The organism is Psychrobacter sp. MES7-P7E, from assembly GCF_002863645.1.
Taxonomy (GTDB): domain Bacteria; phylum Pseudomonadota; class Gammaproteobacteria; order Pseudomonadales; family Moraxellaceae; genus Psychrobacter.
On sequence record NZ_PJBU01000077.1, the window covers coordinates 1 to 22,942 of the forward strand.

Below are 22,942 nucleotides of genomic sequence, written 5' to 3' on the forward strand. Positions count from 1 at the left end.
TATCAAAATCGACTTTCTTTTGTTTCGCGCCAGCCGATTCTTTTTTCTGTAAATCACTTAATACCTGTCGACCTTGATCAGATAAACGCAGCTTGTTTTCTATCTGATCAATAATGGGCTTATCATCGAATGACAAAGCTTTATGTGGATCTTGTCTAGTGATCCCTATCACCACACCGCAAATAATGTCACCATATTCTGCAACTTGTATAAAAGTAGCATGATGACAGTCTTTAGCTAGAAATAGGGTAGCCAGTTGCTTTAGAACCTGCTTATCTGTTGCAGTAGTAAATACACTCAAATTCATATTGACGACAAAAAGGTCAACAATGGCTGCAAAGTCTTCAGGCGTAGCACGACGATACTGTATTGTCATCAGTTGTTCTCATTTATCATTAAAAGTACTGGCGTATGCTGATTGACCCAGCATACGCCAGTACTTTGCTACTAATATCTGGTTAGTGGGTTTAGTAAAGTATTAGTGTTTTTTACTTAATAGTTGTCCTGTATTTACCACTCTATCTCACCTGTATTGACTTGACTGCTCAACTCTAAATCACTTCCTCCGGGCAACGCTGGATAAGCCGATTTCATGGTAGAAATTACTTTTTCTGACTGCTTGGAGTCTTGCTTTTTTGCCTCATCTAGTGCTTGCTCAAAGGTTTTTAGATAGCTGAGGGTGAAATCAACAGCATAGTCTTTTTTGAGTAGGTTGCCTGAATAGTGACCTGGTATCACAAGGTTTGGCTTTAATTGCTTCATTTGTTCTAACGATTGCATCCACTCGCTACGAGCTTCTTTAGTTTGGGTATCCGCAGTCCACACATGCATACCTGATGTTACCGACACACCGCCGAAAACAGTTTTTGACTTTGGTACCCACATGTATGCTTGATGGGTTCCCATCTCCTTGATTTCAATTTTGTGACCTTCTAGGGTCAGTGTAGACTGATCAAGGGTTTGCGGTACTGTGATCTTGGTAGGCGCATGCTTGCCAAGGATTGGACCCCAATGCTTTAATTTTGCATCTTTAGTCGCCTCAATGTGTTTAATAATAGAAGGGCTAGACATAACCTTCACATTAGGGAAGGCTTTGACTAAAGGCTGAAGACCGAAATAGTAATCTGGATCGCCTGCCGTGATATAAATCATTTTTAGGTCTTTATTACTTTTTTTGATCATATCAACCAAAGCTTCACCATCTTTGACACCAAACTGTGCATCGAACAAGATAGCATCTTTCTCGCCACTTGCCAGCACAGAGGTCACTGGGAAAATAGCATTTTGATCTGGTTTATATGCTTGCAGTTGTAGATCGGCTGCGTTTACTTGGGTTGCGAGCAGTAGCACACTGGCCGCCATAGAAGCTGTCATTAATTTTTTCATAGTTCACCTATATTTTCGTTTGAGTAAATAGACCGCGTTAATAGCGGTATTCGTTGTTAATGGCTATTCTATTCGATTGTATTTCGTTTAAATACGCTATAATTCGGCATTTACTGTTTCAGTTTTCGCGCAAATAAGGATGGAGAGATGGACAGGCTGACCGCGTTGCAGGTGTTTGTTACGATCGTTGAACAAGGTAGCTTGAGCCGTGCCGCGGACAATTTAGACATGTCTAGAGCTAAGGTAACGCGCTATCTGACAGAGCTTGAGGGTTGGATGGATATGCGCTTATTACATCGCACGACTAGAAGTCTAAGCCTCACTGCACCTGGTGAGCAGACCCTTGAGGTGGCGTATCAGTTACTTGGATTAACCGACTCGTTGGATCAGATACGCAATCAAAATACTTTGGAGCTAAAAGGACAGTTGAGAATCACGGCCAGCTTTTCGCTAATTGATAGCCTTCTGATGGATGTGGTTGGTCGCTTTGTTTCTCACTGGCCGCAAACAGCAATTGATATTCTTACCACTGATGATTCGGTCAATTTAGTTGATGCCCGTATTGACTTGGCGATTCGTATCACCAATGACTTGGAGCCAAATGTCGTTGCCAGACGTATCGGTGAGTGCCACTCTGTCGTATGCGCTGCCCCTGAGTATTTACAAAAGCGTGGCAGACCTACAGATGTACAGTCGCTTGTACATCACAACTGTCTATCGTTTGCGTATTTTGGACGGTCGGCATGGGTGTTTGATGGGCCAAATGGTCCAGAGTCTGTTCCTATCTCTGGCAATATCAGCGCCAATATTTCTGAAGTCTTGCTCTCTGCCACGTTGCGTGGACATGGGATTAGTTTACAGCCATCTGGCGCAGTCAAATCTTTGATTGCCTCTGGCCAACTTATTGAGTTATTGCCTGAATGGAAACCTAAAACTTTGGGTGTTTATGTGGTTTATGCCAATCGAAAGCAGGTGACACCACTACAAAGAAAGTTTATTGATTTTCTCGCTGAAGAAATAAAGCGTTCACACTACTGGTAGCAAGTAATGGATGGATCGATCGGAATGTTTATTTATACTATTTTAAAAACAATACAATAGATCAATAAGAAATTTTATTAAAAAACGTCAGAAAATCTATAGCAGAAACTCAAACGGTCAATAGCAACGTTACAATGATGATTACTGACCATCTGATAATGTCTAGACTTCGCTTAATGATTGCTTAAGCCTTGATAAAAATAGTCTCTTCACTTAAGCGTGATTTAGGTATTTTGGCATTAAAGTCTTCATCGCTGCGATAGCCAAACGATACCACTGCTACAGCAGAATATCCTTTGCTACGTAAGTCGAACTCCGTATCAAGCGCCTGTAAATCAACGCCTTCCATAGGAACAGTATCAATACCTAAGAGACCGCTGCCCAATAATACCGCGCCCATATTTAGATATACCTGTTTGGCAAGCCAATGTGCCTCATCTTTGACATCGTAACGATGAATGTCTAAAAATAATTGGCGTGCTTGGTGCATCTGCGTTTTAAACTCTGGCTGCGCATAGCGACCATCTTGATCTTCTTTTTCTAACACCGCCTGCATATACTCATCGTCGGCATGGATACGAGTACAGAAAACCACCACATGTGAGGCATCTAAGACTTTAGGTGTATTAAAATGAAAGGCGCCTTGCGTGCTTTTGGCAATGCGTGCTTTGCCTGCATCATCATCTGCAATGACAAAGCTCCATGGTTGAATATTGGTACTTGATGGACTCATCTGTAGCATGTCTTTAATCTGCTCAAAATCTTCAGCAGATATCTTTTTATTGGCATCAAATACTTTGGTGCTGTAACGCCAGTTTAGTGCTTCATTAATGGTTTTCATGATTGTCCTTAAGTAAAGTAAGTTTCAGTTTTTTAGTCAGCTGGTAATACAAACGGATTTAACAAACGGTGCTACTCAATCCTTATTGTTCATCAAGTTAACTGATTAGCCCGTCCTAGTGATGACTCATAATAGTAAAGTTCATACATCGGAACCAGTAGCTGTAAGAGTAAACACTTTCAATATTATTTTGATAATATGACGTTTTTAATTCATTAAAAGGTTATTTATCACTATACTCAAGTCGGTGATAAGCTTGATCCTAACCAAAACATTTTGTAATGGAAGAATGTTTTCGATATATTTTAGGAAAAGTAGATTGTGCTAAGGTAGGAGATGTTTTTTGAGTTGTTTGGAAGTATTTTACTTGTCTACAAACATCTAATACAGATGGTTGAGCTGATTGATTTAAACAGCTTATAAACAGGCGTGATACACCCAATATAGGATGGCCAAGCCTGCTTATAGAATTGTTGTTCTTTTATATAGTCGCTATATCGTTGGGAGCTATCGCTATAAATATTTGAGGATAGTAATGTGTTTGTTGCCATGTTTGAATTTAGCAAAAGCACGCATTAAAGAATACAGTAAAATGCTCAGTGCAATCGCAATGAACCAAAGTGTACTGACGTCATTTACACCAAAATATTCTCCATGCGTCATACCGAACTGTTGAACGGCAAATACATACAGCAGTTTCAATACATAGAGATGTACGATATAAAAAAACATTGGTACAGAACCAATGACTACCAGTGGTTTTATCCATGATTTGGTTTCAATCTTTTGGAGCATTACTAATAAGACCAGTCCTATGCCTACATTCCACAATATAAAGAGTAACGATGGTGGATATTTGGTGAGATTCATAAAGCTCATGAAGGTTTCACTCAGAGTCGGCATCATCAGCCATGCTTGATCGCCGTATATATTGGCCAGTCGCAGTACTACAAATAACGCGATACTCACCATGCCAAATGTAAGTAACGTACGATTTCTCTTTCGCACAGACGTAGAGTCACCGAATACAGATGTACCGATACAATAGCCTAGTATGATAACGCCAATCCAAGGCAGTACAGGATAAGAGGTTCTGAAACGAATCACCTCACCAAACTCAATCCAGCCGCGTTCATGAAGTATCAGCCACAGTTGATGCATCATAGGAATGTCGGCAAAGGAGACGGTATCTAATAAATTGTGCCCAAATATAATCACTAAGCTCAGTAGCCACAGCCACTTCTTAGGCAGACCAATAACCGCTGAGAGCGCAATCATACTGAATCCAATCGCCCATATCACTTGGAGATACACCACGTCAGGTGGAAATTGTGCTGTCCAAGCAAAATTAATGACAATCAGCTCCAAAAACACCAAAAAAAGCCCGCGTTTGATTAAAAATTCGCGGGTCATTTGAATACTATTGTGTTTGTGTTGGTACAAATAAGCAGACAGTCCCGTCAGTAACACAAAGACAGGCGCACATAAATGGGCAATCATTCGGCTGAAAAATAGTGGTTCATCCGTTCCTGGTATCAGCATTGGATCAGGAACTTGATGGTGTAAGTAAAAGGTCTCTCGAACATGATCCACCATCATGATGAGCATCACAAGCCCTCGAAGTGCGTCGATCGCTTGCAACCGTTGAAAAGGTGTCGCCATACAATAGCCTTTGTATAGTTAAAACGAAACATTATAACATATCAATTATTAGCTACTACTGATTTAAGTACGCATTTTCGCAGAGGTGCTCACTGATTTGGATGTTTATGCTTGTCTTAACTTTTTATGCTGTGTCTGACCTAACGATAGCGTACCGCTGTTAAAACGGCGCGAAATTATCAGGCTGACTGTGCGTAGCAGTCCAACGTTGATTGGCATCAATATGACTATTAAGCCCAACTCCTCGTGGTACTTGCATATTATCACCATACAGCCAAAGCACCATATTGGTACGTTTGCCACTGGTGATTGGATGTGCGGCATGAGGCACCGAGCCTCTATGAATAATCGCCATACCAGGTTTAAAGATGGCACGTCTGGTTTGCCCTAAATGGCGATCGACAAAGTCAACTTCTGACCCAGTAAAGTCTTCGCCTGGCAAATTTAGGTTAATATTCATAGTCACCGCTGAAGCATCAGTATGAAGTTGTAGCGATGTGTCGCCTGCCGGCTGGTATTGAATTGAGAACCCAAAGGTCTGAGTGTCATAGCCATAAACATTGGCAAATAACAACCGAGCGATAGGGCGCATATATTGATTCATGACTCTATGATAAAACGCCTGAAAATTAGGGGTGGCCAAATAGCCTGACGAGCGCGCATCTAGCATAGCCCCATTACTGTTCAATGCGATACCGTAAGGAGGACGTATAGGAATGTTAGCGTCTGCGATTGCTTGCAGATAACGGCGCAGCGTTGATAGTTGTGCTGGGTCAAAGAGTTGCCCTTGGTATACGTCAGGTAGTATCTCTTGCCATAAGTTTTTAACAGCCGTCTCCGTAGAAGGAGTGCGCCATGCTTGCGTCACTACATCACGTAGAGTTGGATCAAATAATGAGTCATCAAGTACAGGCAAGTCATGCTCAGTGGTTTCCCATTCTGCCCATGCATGCTCCAGTAACTGGCTGTTTTGATGCCAGAAATGCTCTACCGATGCTGCACGTCTCAGCATATCTGATTTTGACGGTAGTGGTAAGTTGCGTGCCTGCTGTAGTGCGCTCTGTTGAGTATCTCCATCATGGTCGCTATAGTGTTGAGTGTCCTGTGTGCTCGTAGGCCGTATTATAGTATCCATCGTGTATCTCCAAATGTGTGAGTGAACCTTATAGGTGCATGCTACTATAATTAATGATTTTGATAATCAGCAGGTTTAGAGAAATAGTTTCAATAATTTTTATATAATGATGAGGCTAGCAGCAGCAAGTGATGGTGTTTGCTAAGTTAGACGCTAATTGAACGAAGGCATGACGATGAAAAATTTGCAGGATTTACGTATTTTTATTGAGACCGCTCGCTTAGGTAGCCTATCTGCCTGTGCTCGGCACTTAGATCTGTCGCCTGCAGTTGTGAGTGCAGCGGTCAAGCGATTAGAAGCGGAAATTGAGACGGTATTATTTGTTCGCTCTACTCGTAGGCTGCGTCTAACTAGCAAGGGTGAGCAATATTTAAAGCATTGCCGAGATGCGGTGGCTATTTTAGACAACGCTTATGCAGGACTACATGACAATGATGCTGAGCTGACGGGTACCATTCGGCTGTCGGCATCATCAGATTTGGGACGAAACTTAATTTTGCCTTGGTTGGACGATTTTATAGACATTCACCCAAAAGTGACGGTGCAGCTACATATGTCAGACAGCTATGTGGACTTGTACGGTCAGCAGATTGATTTGGCACTACGTTACGGCGCGCCCAAAGATTCATCACTGGTCGCACTACCTATTGTATTGAATAATCGCCCTATATTGTGTGCGTCAAAGGAGTATTTGAGCAAAATTGATAAGGATATTGGTATGCCAAAAATGCCGGAAGATTTATCGCAGCATAATTGCTTACGTTTGGGGCATGATGAAAAGTATTTGAGCGAGTGGACTTTTGAGAAAGCGGGAAAGACTAAACGTGTGGCCGTGGATGGCAATCGCAGAAGTAAAGACGGTGACGTTGTGCGCCGCTGGGCAGTGGCGGGTAAAGGCATCGCATTAAAGTCTCAGTTAGATATAGCCGGCGATTTGAAGGCAGGGAGACTGGTTGAGGTAGAGTTGGACGGCTGGCAAGTGGCCAACTATCCACTATATTTGATTTGTCCAGAACGGCGATTAATCGATCCATTGTTTAATGCGGTCAAAGAATACTTGATTGAACGGGTAGAGCAGGTGTTAAGGTAAAACAAAAATTAATGGTTACCCTATTTAATCAGACGAGCAAAACAACAGTCACTAGACAGTAATTGCTGGATGGCTATTATAATTATTGCCATACCTTATCAAGCACCGTAAACCAGTTTTTTGACGTTATCTTTTCAATCAGTTGATCAGAGAAGTGCCGTTGCTGCATTCGCTCAATCAACATAGAGATTTGACTGATATCAGATAACTCATCAGGTAGTAGGCAACCATCGAAATCAGAGCCAAACCCAACGTGATCTTCGCCTAGATGGTCGATCAGATAATCAAGATGGTCGACAATCACATCGAGTGATGTTTGCGTATTACGTTGCCCATCTGCACGAAGAAACGCCACATCGAAATTCACCCCAACCATACCATCGCTTTGTTTAATAGCAGCCAGCTGTTGATCGGTCAAGTTCCGTGCTTGCTGACAGAGAGTATGTGCATTTGAATGTGTCGCAACAATCGGCTGGCAGGCAATCTCTAGCGTATCCCAAAAAGCACGCTCATTCATATGCGACACATCGATCAGCATATGCTTTTCACTGCACTTAAGAATGAGGTCTTTACCTTGAGTCGTGAGCCCAGATCCTGTATCGGGAGAATGCGGAAAAGACGCATTTAAGCCATCACCGAAGAGGCTCTTTCTATTCCATAGTGGGCCAATGCTTCTGAGTCCTGCCTCATAAAACACATCCAGCAGGTCAGGCTGTATGGCTAAAAACTCAGCACCTTCCAAATGCAAAACGATGCCCAGTTGCTTATTCTGCTGACAGGCCTGAATTTGTTCTAACGAGGTGCAAATCTGGATTTGACCATCAGATCTTGCCTGTAGTTGCTGGGCTAGTTTCAATTGTTCACAACAGATATCGACGATTTCTTGCGGAGTAAAATCTGAATGTGATGGGTTGGCTAATTTGTCAGGTTGGTTGTTTTTCACATAAGCGTAGGGCGGTAAAAATATAGAAAATAATCCGCCCATCCAATTCGCTTCTTTGCAGCGTTGTAAATCCAAATGTCCCGGTAACGTGCCATAAATAAAGTCATGTACCGGATCGGCAGCTGAACTTAGCCAAAGGCGAGTCAACAGATCATTATGTCCATCAAATATCACAGGCTGAGCGTTCATAGTTAATCCGTTACCGTACGAGTAGGAATCAATTGCTCTTCATTCAGCTGTTTGTTACTCAGTGATTTAGAATTTTTTGGATTTCTAAACAGTAAATCTTCAAAAGGTACAGGCGTTTCACTATTGATACGTGCCTCCTCGATTAGATAATGATAAGGCGATTTGCCACACACAGGATCGGCGTTTTTGGCATCGCCCGTCAGCATAAAGGCTTGGCAACGACAGCCGCCATAATCGCGTTCTTTGTCTGGGCAGTTTTGGCAGATATCGGGCATCCAGTCATCACCGCGAAACTGATTGAAGCTCGCAGAGTCATACCAAATATCTGACAGTGGTGTATGTCGTACATTAGGAAACTGTATTGGCATTTGTCTGGCAGCATGGCAAGGTAGAGCTGTACCGTCTGGGGCCACTGTTAAGAAAATCTTGCCCCAGCCATCCATACAGGGCTTTGGACGTTCTTCATAATAATCAGGCACCACAAAAATAAGTTTGCACTTGATACCACGTTCTTCAATCTGCTTACGGTATTCATTGGTAATGCGTTCAGCTCGGACCACTTGCGCTTTGGTTGGTAGCAAACCCTCTATGTTCTCAAACGCCCAACCATAAAACTGACAAATAGCCAGCTCGACCGTGTCGGCTTCCAGCTCTAAGCAGAGGTCAATAATCTGGTCAATCTGATCGATGTTTTGCCGATGAATGACAAAGTTAAGTACCATCGGGTAATCGTACTGTTTGACCAGACGTGACATCTCATATTTTTGCTCAAAGGCATGCTTTGAACCTGCTAAGGCATTGTTGACCGTTGGATCACTGGCTTGAAAGCTGATTTGAATGTGCTGAAGACCTGCTTCTTTTAAATGCGCAATCCGAGCTTCGGTCAATCCCATACCCGACGTGATCAAGTTAGTATAAAAACCTTGATTGTGCGCATAAGCGACCAATTCTTCTAAGTCTTGACGAACCAGTGGCTCGCCGCCAGAAAAACCAAGCTGCACCGCGCCCATTTGCCGCGCCTGATCAAACACATCAAACCATTCCTCTGTCGTTAGCTCCTCTTTATACTGAGCGTAATCGATAGGGTTTGAGCAATAAGGGCATTGTAAGGGGCAGCGATAGGTCAGCTCAGCAAGCAGCCATAGCGGTAGCCCGACTGGCGCAGTCATACTAAATCAATCCAATGTTCACGCTGGGCGACCAGCATATATTCAATGATGTCTTGTTCGATTTCGGGAATATCGCCAAACATAGCTTGTACCTTTTGGATAATATCAGCAATGGACGCTTGACCATCAATATGTTGCCCAATGATGCTGGCACTGTCATTGAGCTTAATCATGCCTTCAGGGTAAAGTAGGACATAGGCGTTTTGCGCAGGCTCAAACTGAAAACGATAACCGTGACGCCATACCGGTACGATGGATTGATCCAGCTCAGGTAAGCTAGCAGGTATACTCATTTGAATAATCCTTTATGCCAAACATTGTCAGTGGTAACGCTTTGATAAGGGGCTTGATTATGCACATAGGCCAAGCTCAATGCATCCAAGATCGTCCATAAGATATCGAGCTTAAACTGTAGGATCTCAAGCATACGCTCTTGTTGCTCGGCGGTTTTGAATGAGTCGAGTGTGATGGTCAGACCATGCTCAACATCGCGGCGCGCTTGACTCAAGCGTGAGCGGAAATAGGTATAGCCTTGCTCCTTTATCCAAGGGTAGTGCTTGGGCCAAGACTCTAAACGTGACTGGTGAATCTGCGGGGCAAACAGCTCGGTCAGTGAGCTACTGGCGGCTTCTCGCCATGAGGTGCGCCGCGCAAAGTTCACATAGGCATCCACGGCAAAACGCACACCCGGTAGCACTAGATCTTCAGAAATCACTTGCTCACGGGTCAAACCAACTGCCTCTGCCAGACCCAACCATGCTTCACGACCACCGCCGTCAGGATATACGCCATCTTGATCAATCATACGCTGGATCCATTCTTGACGTACGCGCTGATCAGGACAGTTTGCCATAATGGCTGCGTCTTTCAATGGGATGTTGATCTGATAATAAAATCGGTTGGCGACCCACGCTTGGATTTGCTGCTGGGTCGCTTTGCCTTCATGCATCATGATATGAAAGGGATGATAAATATGATAATACTGACCCTTAGCCATAATCGCTTGTTCAAACGCTTCTGGGCTTAGCGCTGTGTTTTCTTCTTGCATTGTTCTCACCTTACGATTGCTATCTTGCCTTACCGTTTGTCTTAAAGCTCAATCTGCATACCATCAAATGCTACTTCAACACTATGTTGTTTTAATGTCGCAGCCTGTTCAGACTGTTCATTCAATATCGGGTTGGTATTATTGATATGGATTAGCACCTTACGAGCGTTATCTAACTGGTCTAGATAATGCAATGAGCCATCTTCACCACTGATATGCAAATGTCCCATGTCTTGGCCGGTCTTCGTACCGACGCCGCACTCTTGCATTTCATTGTCCGTCCATAGCGTACCGTCAATCATCACGCAATCAGAGCTTTTCATAATCTGCATCACTTGATCATCAATTTTACCGAGACCTGGCGCATAAAAGAGTTGTTTTTGTGTTTTTAAGTCTTTTACAATCAGGGCAATATTGTCGCCATCATGTGGGTCATTACGATGCGGAGAGTAGGGCGGTGCAGAGCTTCTAATCACCAAAGGCGTCAGCTCTAAATTGCTGTAGCCGTCAATTTGAAAGCTCTGTTTTGGATCGATTTGATTATATTGTAGACCCCCATTCCAGTGCTTTAACATATTAAACAGTGGAAAACCTGTGCTGAGGTCTTGATGCACCATGTCCGTACACCAAACAGGCATTGGACAGCCTTCACGTAGGGTCAACAGGCCGGTCGTATGGTCAAGTTGACTGTCCATCAACACCACATCTGTGATACCTGTGTCTCTTAAGTTACGTGCGGGCTGAGCTGCCTTAAATTCAAATAACTGTTGGCGAATATCAGGGGACGCATTGAATAAGATCCAATCTATACCATTTTCTGATATGGCGATTGAGGATTGGGTACGGGTCTTTGCCTGAATCGTGCCTTGACGCACACCATGGCAGTTAGCGCAATTGCAATTCCACTGCGGAAAACCACCACCAGCAGCTGAGCCTAAAACGTGAATATACATAAATCAATATTTCCAAAAAAATAAAAGCCCTAGTCATCTAGGGCTTTTAATGGGTTTAGTGCTCGTAAATTTTAACGGGCTTCGAAATACATCGTGATTTCGAAACCAATACGGATGTCTTGAAAAGCTGGTTTAGTCCACTGCATGGGATTGCTCCTGAATGAATATTATTGGTACATCAGTAAGATGAATGAAAGTAATTATCAATGGTAGTATAAGCTGACCCCTGCTGTCAATTTCTTAGATGTTAGTAAAGCGTTAACGAGCATCGATTAAGCAGTCTTTTATAGCACCAATGAAAGCCTGTTTATCGTACCGAAAAGACAGTATATCGAGCATAAGATTAAAAATATCTTTGAATAGTTTGAGCATAAATTCTAACTATAAAAAATCTGCTTGAAGTGAGGTAAGCGTATTTCGAGAACTTATGGGTTATACAGATATATTGCAAAAACCGAATTTATCTATAAAGTAATAGTTTAACTTGATAGATATTGGAGCCTGAAGATGATTGCTGAATTACAAGGCAGTGAATTAACCAAAGCCATCTTGGGAAATGTCAGCAACTATGTATGGTGTGCTGTCAGCAACGTTAGCGATGATTATGCTATCGCAACCATAGATAATGGTTACTATGAATTATTGGTCCCTATTGTAGCCTTTAATAACGATCAGTTCGTTTGTGATAAAGGTGAGCTATGGGAATATGCTGTCTCAGTAAAGAGAGTGGCACTTACTCATGATGATGTGGGGCTATAACTCACTATCAATATAATGACTGTTATACTCTGCATGCAGATTAGTTTTACAGCCTATGCATGAAAATCTACCACCTATCTACAACTTCTTGTTCTAGTTGACAATACATCTGTACTATCTATTTATAAGCTCATCTGTCTAGTCACCAATATTTTTCAACGATAGATATAACAGGTTCGAAGATGCTCAAGTAATTGTTGTTATGAAGCCACTTGTTTAGCTTACTAATCATTGTCATTGAATAGGAGTAACAACATGGATACAGTAACTGTTGGAAGCGAATTAACTCGTTCAATGCTTGAGGAAGGTTATCAAAGTATATGGTGTGCTGTGAGTGACGAGAGTGATGAGAACGCTATAGAAGATCAGGTATGTAATGACTTCACATCTCGCATTGTGGCTTTTGAAGATGGCCAGTTCTATTGTACGGGCGGTATGCCTTGGAAGTATGCAGTGCCAATTGAGATCGTTGCATTGACGCGATATGACTTTTCTTTTTAGTGAACAAACATAACGTAGATAGGTTTGGATAGTCATCGCCGAAAGTAAACCCTAATATCAAGATATTTAGTTAGATAAAATGCGCGACTGACAAGGCCATTCAAGCGATGCAATATACAGCTTGAATGGCCTTTTGTGTTTTGGAGCCAGTTTGAAAGCTATTTATTATTTTAAAAACTCAGGGCGCATAAAGGCTGGGTTTGGATACGTATAAAATCCTTCACCAGTCGCGAATCCTAGTTTGTTTTGATCGATTAATTGCTCTTTTAAATATTGAGCAGCCTTAAACCTTACAGGGTTTTGAGTTTTTTCAGCAGATAGCTTCGTGATGTTGTAGGCAGTATTGATACCGATAGTATCCAATATGGCAAAGGGACCTGACGGTGCGCCAGTTACTATCATCCACGTTTTATCTATCGTATGTGGATCGGCGACCTCTTTTGCAACCAATTGCAAAGCTGCATCTATAAAAGGCGCCAACAAACTGTTCATAATATAGCCGGGTTGCTCCTTATCCAGCGGCATTGCCACCATACCGATGGCAGTAGCAAAAGCAACAACCTCATCAAATACGTTAGGATCTGTCCCAGGATGCCCCATGATTTCGGCGACATTATGCATCCAAATTTTATTGGCAAAGTGTAGCGCTAAAAACTGCGCAGGTCGTCCCGTTGATTCTGCAAACTGACTAGGAAGTAAGGTAGAGGTATTGGTCGCAAAGATGGTTTTCTCTGGCGCTAGTTTGGCAAGTTTTTCATAAAATTCGATTTTAATTTCAGGAATCTCGGGAATGGCTTCAATCATTAGGTCAGCATCTTTGACCGCTTCTGCTAAGTCTGAAGTGTAGCTGAGATTGTCAAAAGCCTTATCCAACTGCTCTTGAGTTGCCCTCAAATCCTTTCGAAAAGCCTTGCACATCAATTGAAATTTTGACTTTGCTTTTTCTAAAACCTCATCATTGATGTCATAGACACTGACATTAAAACCATGAAATGCGGCCTGAAAAGCAATTTGATAGCCTAGGATGCCGCTTCCCGCGACAGTTACATTTTTATACGTCATTGTATTTATTTCCTAATAGTAGTGGATATAAGTTGCTAGATAAATGTCTAGAACCTATAGATCTATTATTAGATGGTTTTACCTTATTATTCAACCTGCATTTTTATAAAAACATTTAAGAGAACCTAAAAATATCGCGATGCAAGTATCAGATAAGTTTATACTACTTGACTTATTATATTATCAAATAATTCAATAACTTGCTGACTGTATTGCTAGCTTCATACCTAATGATTTTATAATGACTGAAGGCTAATTTAATATCATAATGGCATTTTTAATGACTGTTGATGTCAAAATATTGTCGACGAGGTTGTAAAGGAGGACGTAAGCAGTGATGTACGATGAAAATCGCATTTAACGCATTCGATATGTAAGGAAGGCTATTATCCCTATTATCATTCTTACGTATGAATCCGTTACTGAATTTTAAGGTTTACACTGGTATCATGCGCCATTTTCCCACTGTGCTATGCGCGTCAGGATTGCATTAGCGGAGAAGCAGCTAGAGTGGACAAGCCTATTGATCTGTCTAAAGGTTATTAGCAGTAGTAAGCCTGTTTTTGATGTAATGATTCTCGCAGATGCGCTACAAGCAGTTTCAACTTTTGGTCCGGTTGCCGTGCTTTGGGGTAAACCGCATACATGCCCATTTTCTTTCGCGTAAAGCGCTGCAAAATCTGAGTGAGCGTGTTTTGCTGCATTTCTTCATAAACAAGTGCTTGTGGTAAAAAGGCGATACCTAGGTCGCTGAGAGTCGCTTGTTTAATCGCATTAAGATGATTGCTATGAAACCGACCCTGTACAGGAAGCAGTTGCTCCGTGCCATCTATATATAGCGGCCATATACCATTCGCCGTATGATCAAACTTATAGACCAAACACTCATGACTCCGTAATTGTTCAGGGGTTTGAGGTGTGCCATGTCGCTCTAAATAGTCTGGTGTCGCACATATGACCCACTGGCTATCTATAAGACGTCTTGCAATGAGTGATGAGTCTTCAAGCTCTGCTGTCCTTATCGCCAGATCAAACCCTTCTTCTATCAAATCAACCAATCGATTGGTAATCTGTAAATCTACTGATATTTCTGGGTGTTGTTTACAGAATTCGGCAATGGATTCGCTCAATATTAGATTTGCAGAGACCGCTGGCATAGTTATACGTATGTTGCCTTTCATGTCCTCACCATAGCCTGTTACGGCATTTTCAGCTTCTTGAAAGGCAAATTTAGCGATTTTAGCTTTGTTATAAAGCGTCCTTCCTGCATCGGTTAAGCTTAACTTTCTGGTTGTCCTATAAAGCAGCTGTGCGTTTAAGCTCTCTTCTAATCTTGCAATGCGTTTGCTTACCACTGAATTAGTTAATGACAGCTTTTCAGCGACCCGAGAAAATGACCCTTCATCAACCACTTGGACGAATAAAACCATATCGTCAGCTTTGCCCATACTTGTTCCCCAATTGGTGTAATAGCTTTTGGATTATAGCAAAAAAAGAAAATAACATTATCCTTTGATGCAATATATCAATGTATCGACAAGGCGTAGAATATTTTAGGGAATTTTGAGGATTTGTTTATTTAACCATTCTATTAATCATGTCACTGACAGAGATTGTCTTCGGCTTCGTCTGACCGACAGCGTGAAGTTATAAAAACAAATGCTTAAATGAAGTTGTTCAAGGAAGATTACACGATAAAAAAAGGACTATGATTTTGAATCAAACAATATATGGACTGTTGGCATTACTGCCAATCGTTCTCTGTGGTATTTTTTTGATAGGCTTGCAATGGTCAGCCAAAAGAACCATGCCAATCGTTCTGGCGGTTACTGCCGCGCTTGCCCTCTTTGTATGGGATATGACGCTTAATCGCGTGTCTTCATCGATTATTCAAGGAATGGTCATTACGGTTTCAGTATTGTGGATCGTATTCGGCGCTATTTTCTTATTGAATACGTTAAAGCATACGGGTGCTATTGCCGTTATTCGATCTGGCTTTACCAATGTATCGCCAGATAGGCGGGTGCAAGCCATTATTATTGCTTGGTGCTTTGGCTGCTTTCTTGAGGGAGCGGCTGGCTTTGGTACAGCGGCCGCTATTGCCGCGCCTTTACTCGTCGCGATAGGATTTCCAGCGCTGGGTGCTGTGTTGATGGGAATGATGATACAAAGTACGCCTGTGTCATTTGGTGCAGTCGGTACGCCTATCGTTATTGGAGTAAACAAGGGATTAGATACAGTAGCCATTAGCACCCAATTGGCACAACAAGGACTAGAGTGGGGCGATTTTTTACAACTGATTACCAGCCAAGTAGCCGTTATGCATGGTGTCATTGGTACATTTATGCCACTTTTTATGGTGATGATGCTCACGCGCTTTTTTGGTAAAAATAAAAGCTGGAGAGAAGGCTTCGCTATTTGGCCATTTGCTATTTTTGCGGGTTTGGCATTCACAGTCCCTTATACCCTAACAGGTATTTTTTTAGGGCCAGAGTTTCCATCATTGGTCGGCGGTTTGGTCAGTATCACTATCGTTGTTAATGCGGCAAAACGTGGATTTTTAGTACCAAAAACCACATGGGATTTTGAACCGAAAAAAAGCTGGCCAAGTGAATGGCTTGGTAAGCTAATAGTTAGCAAAGAAGACATCACTCCTGCGTTGAGTGATAAAAAGATGTCCACGGTCATGGCATGGTTCCCTTATTTATTGGTTGCCCTTTTATTGGTGTGTTCTAGAGTATTAACAGGCTTTCAGTCTTTGCTGAACAGCGCGACAGTAGACCTAACCTCGATTTTAAGTGAGGCAGATATCAGTGCCAGTTTTAGTCCTTTATACTTACCAGGCGGCTTGTTATTAATCAGCGCCTTGGTTGCTGCGGCCTTTCAAACGAACAAACCTGTCAATGCACTAAACAATGCCTTTAAAGAATCAGGTAAAACTGTACTAGGGGCCGGATTTGTCCTTATTTTTACGATTCCAATGGTTAGAATTTTTATTAATTCAGGCGTAAACTTATCAGATGTGGCGAGTATGCCTGTCGCCAGTGCAGAGTTGTTTGCGGGTACTTTTGGTAGTGTTTTCCCCTTAATCAGTGCAACCATTGGTGCGTTAGGTGCCTTTATCGCGGGCTCTAATACCGTATCCAACATGATGTTCAGTCAATTCCAATACGAAGCCGCCATGAGCTTACATATTTCACCTTCTCTAATCATCGCGGCTCAAGCAGTTGGTGCGGCTGCTGGTAATATGATTGCAGTACATAATGTGGTGGCTGCATCAGCAACGGTGGGCCTACTCGGTATGGAGGGCGCCACACTTAGGCGTACTATTTTACCTACCATCTATTATGTGTTGTTCTGCGGGATTATCGTTATGGCTGCCGTTTATATTTTTGGTTTTCAAGGGCCTTTAGCATCATGAGTGACACACAATCACCAAATAAAGAGCGTCATATGCCGTCATTAAATAGAGCTTCATCAAACCTTTTCTCATCAAATATAGCGCATCAAGACACACTCCATCCTGAGCAAGTGTTAGACAAGCTAACCCATTTACTGGGAGCCGGCAATGTACAGGCTGATCCGGAAAAAAACGAACACTATAGAATGGGGTGGCGTTCTGGCGGCGGCAGCGCTTTGGCTGTTTTGTTTCCGCAAACGCTGCTGGAGATTTGGCGTAGTCTAGAAATATGTGTGGAAGGCGACTGCATTATTATCATGCAAGCAGCAAAAACAGGGCTGACGGAAGGCTCAACCCCGAGCGGTAATGATTACGATAGACCAGTGGTTGTGATCAATACCCTTGCAATGAATCAGTTGTATTTGGTGAATGATAACGAGCAAGTGATTAGCTTACCTGGCGCCACGTTGCATCAATTGCAAAGTCAGCTTAAAGCCGTAAATAGAGCGCCTCACTCGGTCATCGGTTCATCGACGTTGGGTGCGTCAATTATTGGCGGTGTCTCTAATAATTCTGGTGGGGCACTGGTTAAAAGAGGTCCTGCTTATACCGAGCTTGCTTTGTTTGCCCAAATAGACAAGCACGGTCAGCTAGTATTAGTTAATCACCTAGATGTAGAATTAGGCGACACTCCAGAAGAAATACTCACTAATCTGCAAACAGGTAATTTTGATAAAAGAGCATTACCTGACACTGGCAAGCTCGCATCTGACAAAGAGTACATCGCTAGAGTAAAAGATGTTGATGCAAGCACACCAAGCCGCTTTAATGCGGATAGGCGAAGACTTTATGAAGCCAGTGGCTGCGCTGGCAAGCTTGCCGTGTTTGCAGTACGTCTTGATACCTATCCAACGGCTGTAAAAGAGAAAACCTTTTATATAGGTACCAACAGTGTGAGTGAGCTTGCACAGCTCAGAAGGCAAATATTATCAAACTTTGATAATATCCCTGAAGTGGGTGAGTACATGCATCGTGATATATTCGATGTATCCGCTAAATACGGAAAAGACACGTTCCTGAGTATTAAGCATCTCGGTACCAACGCCTTACCTAGACTATTTTCTATCAAAGGCGCTATGGACGCAAAGTTCCATAAATGGTCATGGATGCCAAAGCACTTTACTGACAAAGTTATGCAGTTCGTCGCCAATATATTTCCAAAGCATTTACCGAAGCGAATGCTAGAGTATCGCGACCAATATGAGCATCATCTCATCTTAAAAATGAGTGATGACGGCATAGCAGAAGCACAGGATTTTCTGAAGGTGTTTTTCGACGCTTCAAATACGGGTAACTATTTTGAATGTAGTCAAGAAGAATCAGAAAGCGCCTTTTTACATCGCTTTGCCGCTGCAGGTGCTGCATTACGTTATGAAGTCATACATGAAAAAGACGTCGGCGATATATTGGCATTAGATATTGCCATACCACGTAACGAATTAGAATGGCTTGAAACGTTACCTGAAGACATTGAACAACACTTAGAGAAGAAACTCTATTATGGACACTTCTTTTGTTATGTATTTCATCAAGACTATATTCTGAAGAAGGGTAGTGATGCACATCTTGTTAAAAAAATGATGCTAGAGCTACTGAGCGCACGCGGAGCCAAATATCCTGCTGAGCATAATGTCGGACACCTATACGAAGCGGAACCTGATTTACAGAACTTTTATAAAAGTCTAGACCCAACCAATACCTTTAATCCGGGTATTGGTAAAATGTCGAAAACCAAACGCAATTGCTCGTGTTGTTTATAATTGAACTCTATAACTGATATTTAAAACTGGCCATGGGCTGATTATTTATCAGTTGCTAAGTTGCTGAATAGTTCAGTATTTGTCTATTATAAATTGTTCAATACATCCTCAGAAGCACTGCCGATTGGTAGTGCTTTTTTATTATTTCTCGGTAAATGTATCAGCAGCCTCGAGTTCAGAAGCACATTTATTCAAAATGATTTTGTTATCTATTGTTAAATACCAGTCGATGCTATGTATAATGCAGCACTAGCATAGCTTTCACTCAGTATGGCTTTCACTCATATGCCTTTAATAAGAAGATTACATTATGTCAAATAAGCGTCCTTTATATATTCCTGTTGCTGGACCCGCTCTTTTAGAGACACCTTTATTGAATAAAGGTAGTGCTTTTTCATCAGAAGAACGTAGTAGCTTTAATTTAACGGGGCTATTACCTCATAATATTGAAACGATTGAGGAGCAATCATTACGTGCTTATCATCAACTAAGCTCATTCACTGATGCGATGGATAAGCATATTTACTTGCGTAACATCCAAGATACCAATGAAACCTTATTTCATCATCTAATTGAGCAGCATATCGAAGAAGTCATGCCGCTCATTTATACCCCAACCGTTGGTCAGGCGTGCGAAAAGTTCTCGCAAATTTATCGTCGTAAACGTGGTTTGTTTATCTCATATCCTGAGCGTCACAAAATCGACGACATGCTACAAAATGCCACCAAACAAAACGTCAAAGTGATTGTTGTTACTGACGGTGAACGTATATTGGGCCTAGGAGATCAGGGTATTGGCGGTATGGGCATTCCAATCGGTAAGTTGTCTTTATATACGGCTTGTGGTGGTATTAGCCCAGCTTATTGTCTACCTATTTTGCTGGATGTCGGCACCAATAACCAACAGCTGCTTGACGATCCTATGTATATGGGCTGGAGGAATCCGCGCATCTCTGGCGATGAATATAATGAATTTGTGGATTTATTTATTCAAGCCGTTAAGCGTCGTTGGCCAGAAGTGTTATTGCAATTTGAAGATTTTGCTCAGGAAAACGCGACACCATTATTGAATAAATATCGTGATCAGCTGTGCTGCTTTAATGATGATATTCAAGGGACTGCTGCGGTATCGGTTGGTACTCTGATTGCAGCGTGTCTAAATAAAGGTCAAAAACTTAGCCAACAGAATATCGCATTTTTAGGCGCAGGATCTGCAGGTTGCGGTATTGCTGAGCATATTATTCGCCAAATGCAACGTGAAGGATTGACTGAAGAGCAAGCTCGTAGTCAAGTATTCATGGTTGATCGTTATGGCCTGCTAACAGATGGCATGACAGAACTGCAAAAATTCCAAGAACCATTAGTACAAAAGGAATCAGCTATTGCCAGCTGGGATAAAAGTAAGAAACTCGGCTTAGCGCAAGTGGTTAAACAAGCAAAAATCACCGTATTATTTGGTGTTAGCGGACAAAAAGGTCTGTTCACCCAAGAAGTGATCGAGTCGCTATGTGCTAATACTGAGCACCCAATTGTACTACCACTTTCAAATCCAACGTCTCGTGTGGAAGCAACGCCGCAAGAAGTCATGAATTGGAGTAAAGGTAAGGCAATTGTTGCGACGGGTAGTCCGTTTCCTCATACCACTTATAACGGTCAGTCTTTTGAGGTTTCTCAGTGTAATAACAGCTATATTTTCCCTGGTATTGGTCTAGGTGTTTTAGCAGCACGTGCGACAGGTATCAGCGATAATATGCTAACGGCAGCAAGCCAAGCCCTTGCAGATATATCAATGGAATACGAAAAAGCACCTGGTGCCATCTTACCGCCGATCAAGGTTATTAGAGAGATCAGTGAAAAGATAGCGTATGCAGTGGCATTACAAGCGGCTCAAGATAAGCTAGCACTACCTATCACATCGGAGAATTTACAACGCCGATTAAAAGCGAACTTTTGGTTACCTGAATATCGTAACTATCGCCGTACTTCTTTCTAAGTTAGAGATTAGATAGTTAGCTATTATCGATATTGCAAACACCATAAAAAATCACCTTAACTTGAAAAGTTAGGGTGATTTTTTTATCTATGCATTAATATAAAACTATAGGGTCTGTATGGTCGCTTGTTTTGGTGGTGAGTTAGTCAACGCCTTGATAATTTCAGATATTTTAAAGGTATTCTAAGAGGTGTTAGTCGATGCCTCTATCATTAAGGTATGGAAGGTCAGGGTGTATTATAGACACGCAATAAAAAACCCTTGTAGCGTAAGGCTTACAAGGGTTTATTGGTACTACTCATATCTTAATTGGTGCGCCCACCAAGACTCGAACTCGGATCGATCGCTTAGGAGGCAACTGCTCTATCCTGTTGAGCTATAGGCGCATTATGGAGTGACATTGTAGAAAAAAGCAGTCATAAAAGCAATCAACAAAAGATTAATAAAGACAATTTATCCTTACTCACCATTGCTAAGCGCGTCAGTGACATCTACAGCATGATCACCTGATGCATTTTTCGCCTGTGAGTTTGGTTTAAATAAGTCATTTACACTGTTCTTATAACCACTAATGTTCTCATAATCATATTTTTTTAGTATATCTTGACCTGTGCTCGATAGTAAAAAATTACGGAAGTTAATAGCAGTTGTATCGTCTGTCAGGATGACACCTTCAAGCGCTTGTTCATCTTTTAGCGCATAGTTAAAGGGATTTAGAGTGTGTATCTTTTTATCTTTATTATGCGTACTATTATCACTATTTTTATCAGCTGCATCATTTGTACCAGAACCCTCGATACTTTGCTGACTTTGACCATTTCTATCTTGTGCCTGTTGCAATTCTGACTGTAGGAGTGATACCCGTTCTGTAGATAGGCTGTCGTCATTGGTAATAATCATATCTGTATCAAAAACGAAGTCAGAGAGTTTGTCTTTGGTAGAACCATTACTTGGTACTGTAAGAAGGTCGTTAGAGGGGACATAGCTCGCTAACACTTGCACGTGCGGATAACGAGATTCAAAGCTCACAATGATATCGTCCAATGGTATCTGTAACTTCTCCTCTGCTCGAATGTATAAAACACTGTCAGCAATCTCTCTTGATTCATTCCCTTTCGTACTAGGGTCTGCTTCACTTTCACTTGCCATGATTGGCAATGGGTCTGTGTTTTTTCGATTACTGGTCCACAACCAAATAAAGACCGCGATAAAGATTGTGAGCAGTAGCAAAATTAGCCCAGCCAGCAGTAGTTTGTAGTCTTTCATATATTACTGCTCTTTTATTATTAGTTGATTCATAGCAACGTTTATATACAGGGTGGTATCTAGTTTTTAAAGCTTTTGTTCTAGTACTTCATCGGTTAATTCAGCCAACATGTCTGCAAAGATATCCGTGTCTGCAGAAGGGGTAGATACTTGTTCTTCATTAACTTCACCACTTTCATCAGTATGGCCATTGGTTTGGCGATTTATTAGAGAATCAGGTTGGTCGTTTAATACCTTGGCAGCGGGTGTAGTAGTTTGATGCGCTGCTAACGGCGATTCACCGGTCAACAATCTGTCTTTTAACCATCTAAACCCATGTGCCTCCCACCATGCTTCAAAACGTGGCAACGTGCTACCACGTACTGCTACAGGTAGATCTAGCGTTCTCAATTTCTGCGCAAGGACAGGGTCGCTGATAGCTTGATGGATGCTCAAATAAAGTGAGCTGCTATCATCCGTATATGGTCGTCTGTTTTGCCATGATCTGTCATCGATTTTCATACGTGGCAGTTGCCACAACTCACCGCGATAATACACGACGTATAAGCGTTGTTTTGGATGGACAAAAATGGCATCAATGGGACGCAGTGGCATAATATTAAGTAATCCCGTCAATAGAAAGTGTTATTTAGATACAGGTTGTAAAGGCCAATTTAAAAACCGCAATGAGATTATTTCATTGTA

At 41.9% G+C, this 22,942-nt stretch carries 22 protein-coding genes and 1 tRNA gene; 7 read left to right on the top strand and 16 right to left on the bottom strand.

Features of this window, described 5'->3' with window-relative positions; translation table 11 throughout:
- On the bottom strand, window positions 1–376 hold a 376-nt coding region (locus CXF62_RS04465), incomplete at its 3' end, for a GNAT family N-acetyltransferase (RefSeq protein WP_145990533.1).
- Window positions 377–510: 134 nt separating this feature from the next.
- Entirely contained in the window at window positions 511–1,386 is an 876-nt protein-coding gene (locus tag CXF62_RS04470) for an MBL fold metallo-hydrolase (protein WP_101205836.1), read from the bottom strand.
- A 147-nt stretch (window positions 1,387–1,533) separates the two neighbouring features.
- Between CXF62_RS04470 and CXF62_RS04475 the strand changes: the two genes are divergently transcribed.
- Complete coding sequence (locus CXF62_RS04475; protein ID WP_101205837.1) at window positions 1,534–2,427, top strand: LysR family transcriptional regulator; 894 nt, start codon at window positions 1,534–1,536, stop codon at window positions 2,425–2,427.
- A 184-nt stretch (window positions 2,428–2,611) separates the two neighbouring features.
- Here CXF62_RS04475 and nfsB read toward each other — a convergent pair whose 3' ends face one another.
- From nfsB to CXF62_RS04490, 3 genes are all read right to left on the bottom strand, one after another.
- Complete coding sequence (gene nfsB / locus CXF62_RS04480; RefSeq protein WP_101205838.1) at window positions 2,612–3,268, bottom strand: oxygen-insensitive NAD(P)H nitroreductase; 657 nt, start codon at window positions 3,266–3,268, stop codon at window positions 2,612–2,614.
- 513 nt (window positions 3,269–3,781) lie between these two features.
- The gene (locus tag CXF62_RS04485; RefSeq protein ID WP_101205839.1) at window positions 3,782–4,930 is read right to left on the bottom strand and encodes an acetyltransferase domain-containing protein; all 1,149 of its coding nucleotides are present in this window, start codon (window positions 4,928–4,930) and stop codon (window positions 3,782–3,784) included.
- Window positions 4,931–5,090: 160 nt separating this feature from the next.
- On the bottom strand, window positions 5,091–6,065 hold the full coding sequence (locus CXF62_RS04490) for a 2OG-Fe(II) oxygenase family protein (RefSeq protein ID WP_197707689.1): 975 nt from the start codon (window positions 6,063–6,065) through the stop codon (window positions 5,091–5,093).
- A 175-nt stretch (window positions 6,066–6,240) separates the two neighbouring features.
- On the opposite strand from CXF62_RS04490, the gene CXF62_RS04495 reads away from it, so the two are divergent.
- Window positions 6,241–7,155, top strand: a complete 915-nt coding sequence (locus CXF62_RS04495; RefSeq protein WP_102093082.1) for a LysR family transcriptional regulator — start codon at window positions 6,241–6,243, stop codon at window positions 7,153–7,155.
- Window positions 7,156–7,237: 82 nt separating this feature from the next.
- Here the strand turns inward: CXF62_RS04495 and CXF62_RS04500 are convergent, their stop codons facing one another.
- From CXF62_RS04500 to pqqA, 6 genes are all read right to left on the bottom strand, one after another.
- Complete coding sequence (locus CXF62_RS04500; RefSeq protein WP_185156596.1) at window positions 7,238–8,287, bottom strand: dipeptidase; 1,050 nt, start codon at window positions 8,285–8,287, stop codon at window positions 7,238–7,240.
- Window positions 8,288–8,289: 2 nt separating this feature from the next.
- A complete protein-coding gene (pqqE, locus tag CXF62_RS04505; protein ID WP_101205841.1) occupies window positions 8,290–9,456 on the bottom strand; it encodes a pyrroloquinoline quinone biosynthesis protein PqqE in 1,167 nt (388 codons plus the stop codon).
- Window positions 9,453–9,749: a pyrroloquinoline quinone biosynthesis peptide chaperone PqqD gene (gene pqqD / locus CXF62_RS04510; protein WP_057760106.1), complete on the bottom strand. Its 297-nt coding sequence runs from the start codon at window positions 9,747–9,749 to the stop codon at window positions 9,453–9,455. The genes pqqE and pqqD overlap by 4 nt, the downstream gene beginning before the upstream one ends.
- Window positions 9,746–10,504 carry a pyrroloquinoline-quinone synthase PqqC gene (gene pqqC / locus CXF62_RS04515; RefSeq protein ID WP_101205842.1) on the bottom strand — a complete coding sequence of 253 codons (759 nt, stop codon included), beginning with the start codon at window positions 10,502–10,504 and terminating at the stop codon, window positions 9,746–9,748. Before pqqC ends, pqqD begins: the two co-directional genes overlap by 4 nt.
- A 41-nt stretch (window positions 10,505–10,545) precedes the next feature.
- Window positions 10,546–11,457, bottom strand: a complete 912-nt coding sequence (gene pqqB, locus CXF62_RS04520; protein WP_101205843.1) for a pyrroloquinoline quinone biosynthesis protein PqqB — start codon at window positions 11,455–11,457, stop codon at window positions 10,546–10,548.
- A gap of 71 nt (window positions 11,458–11,528) precedes the next feature.
- Window positions 11,529–11,603 (bottom strand): pyrroloquinoline quinone precursor peptide PqqA, encoded by a 75-nt coding sequence (gene pqqA / locus CXF62_RS04525; protein WP_075107140.1) that lies wholly within the window; start codon window positions 11,601–11,603, stop codon window positions 11,529–11,531.
- Window positions 11,604–11,964: 361 nt separating this feature from the next.
- On the opposite strand from pqqA, the gene CXF62_RS04530 reads away from it, so the two are divergent.
- Both CXF62_RS04530 and CXF62_RS04535 read left to right on the top strand, forming a co-directional pair.
- On the top strand, window positions 11,965–12,216 hold the full coding sequence (locus CXF62_RS04530; protein ID WP_101205844.1) for a hypothetical protein: 252 nt from the start codon (window positions 11,965–11,967) through the stop codon (window positions 12,214–12,216).
- A gap of 255 nt (window positions 12,217–12,471) precedes the next feature.
- Window positions 12,472–12,717, top strand: a complete 246-nt coding sequence (locus tag CXF62_RS04535; protein WP_101205845.1) for a hypothetical protein — start codon at window positions 12,472–12,474, stop codon at window positions 12,715–12,717.
- A 165-nt stretch (window positions 12,718–12,882) separates the two neighbouring features.
- On the opposite strand, the gene CXF62_RS04540 is transcribed toward CXF62_RS04535, so the two are convergent.
- Window positions 12,883–13,779, bottom strand: coding sequence for a 3-hydroxyacyl-CoA dehydrogenase (locus CXF62_RS04540; protein ID WP_101205846.1), 897 nt, complete (start codon window positions 13,777–13,779; stop codon window positions 12,883–12,885).
- Between the two features lie 542 nt (window positions 13,780–14,321).
- On the bottom strand, window positions 14,322–15,227 hold the full coding sequence (locus CXF62_RS04545; protein ID WP_057760117.1) for a LysR family transcriptional regulator: 906 nt from the start codon (window positions 15,225–15,227) through the stop codon (window positions 14,322–14,324).
- A 266-nt stretch (window positions 15,228–15,493) separates the two neighbouring features.
- On the opposite strand from CXF62_RS04545, the gene CXF62_RS04550 reads away from it, so the two are divergent.
- The 3 genes from CXF62_RS04550 (at window position 15,494) to CXF62_RS04560 (ending at window position 20,992) form a co-directional block, all read left to right on the top strand.
- Window positions 15,494–17,200: an L-lactate permease gene (locus CXF62_RS04550; RefSeq protein WP_102093115.1), complete on the top strand. Its 1,707-nt coding sequence runs from the start codon at window positions 15,494–15,496 to the stop codon at window positions 17,198–17,200.
- A gap of 32 nt (window positions 17,201–17,232) precedes the next feature.
- Window positions 17,233–18,999, top strand: coding sequence for a D-lactate dehydrogenase (gene dld / locus CXF62_RS04555; protein ID WP_102093116.1), 1,767 nt, complete (start codon window positions 17,233–17,235; stop codon window positions 18,997–18,999).
- 310 nt (window positions 19,000–19,309) lie between these two features.
- Complete coding sequence (locus CXF62_RS04560) at window positions 19,310–20,992, top strand: NAD-dependent malic enzyme (protein WP_101205849.1); 1,683 nt, start codon at window positions 19,310–19,312, stop codon at window positions 20,990–20,992.
- A gap of 310 nt (window positions 20,993–21,302) precedes the next feature.
- Here CXF62_RS04560 and CXF62_RS04565 read toward each other — a convergent pair.
- The 3 genes from CXF62_RS04565 to CXF62_RS04575 all read right to left on the bottom strand — a co-directional run bounded on the left by CXF62_RS04565 (window position 21,303) and on the right by CXF62_RS04575 (window position 22,852).
- Window positions 21,303–21,378: transfer RNA gene (locus CXF62_RS04565), tRNA-Arg, on the bottom strand.
- A 73-nt stretch (window positions 21,379–21,451) separates the two neighbouring features.
- Entirely contained in the window at window positions 21,452–22,258 is an 807-nt protein-coding gene (locus tag CXF62_RS04570; protein ID WP_102093083.1) for a hypothetical protein, read from the bottom strand.
- A 66-nt stretch (window positions 22,259–22,324) separates the two neighbouring features.
- On the bottom strand, window positions 22,325–22,852 hold the full coding sequence (locus CXF62_RS04575; protein WP_102093084.1) for a hypothetical protein: 528 nt from the start codon (window positions 22,850–22,852) through the stop codon (window positions 22,325–22,327).
- Window positions 22,853–22,942: the final 90 nt, after the last annotated feature.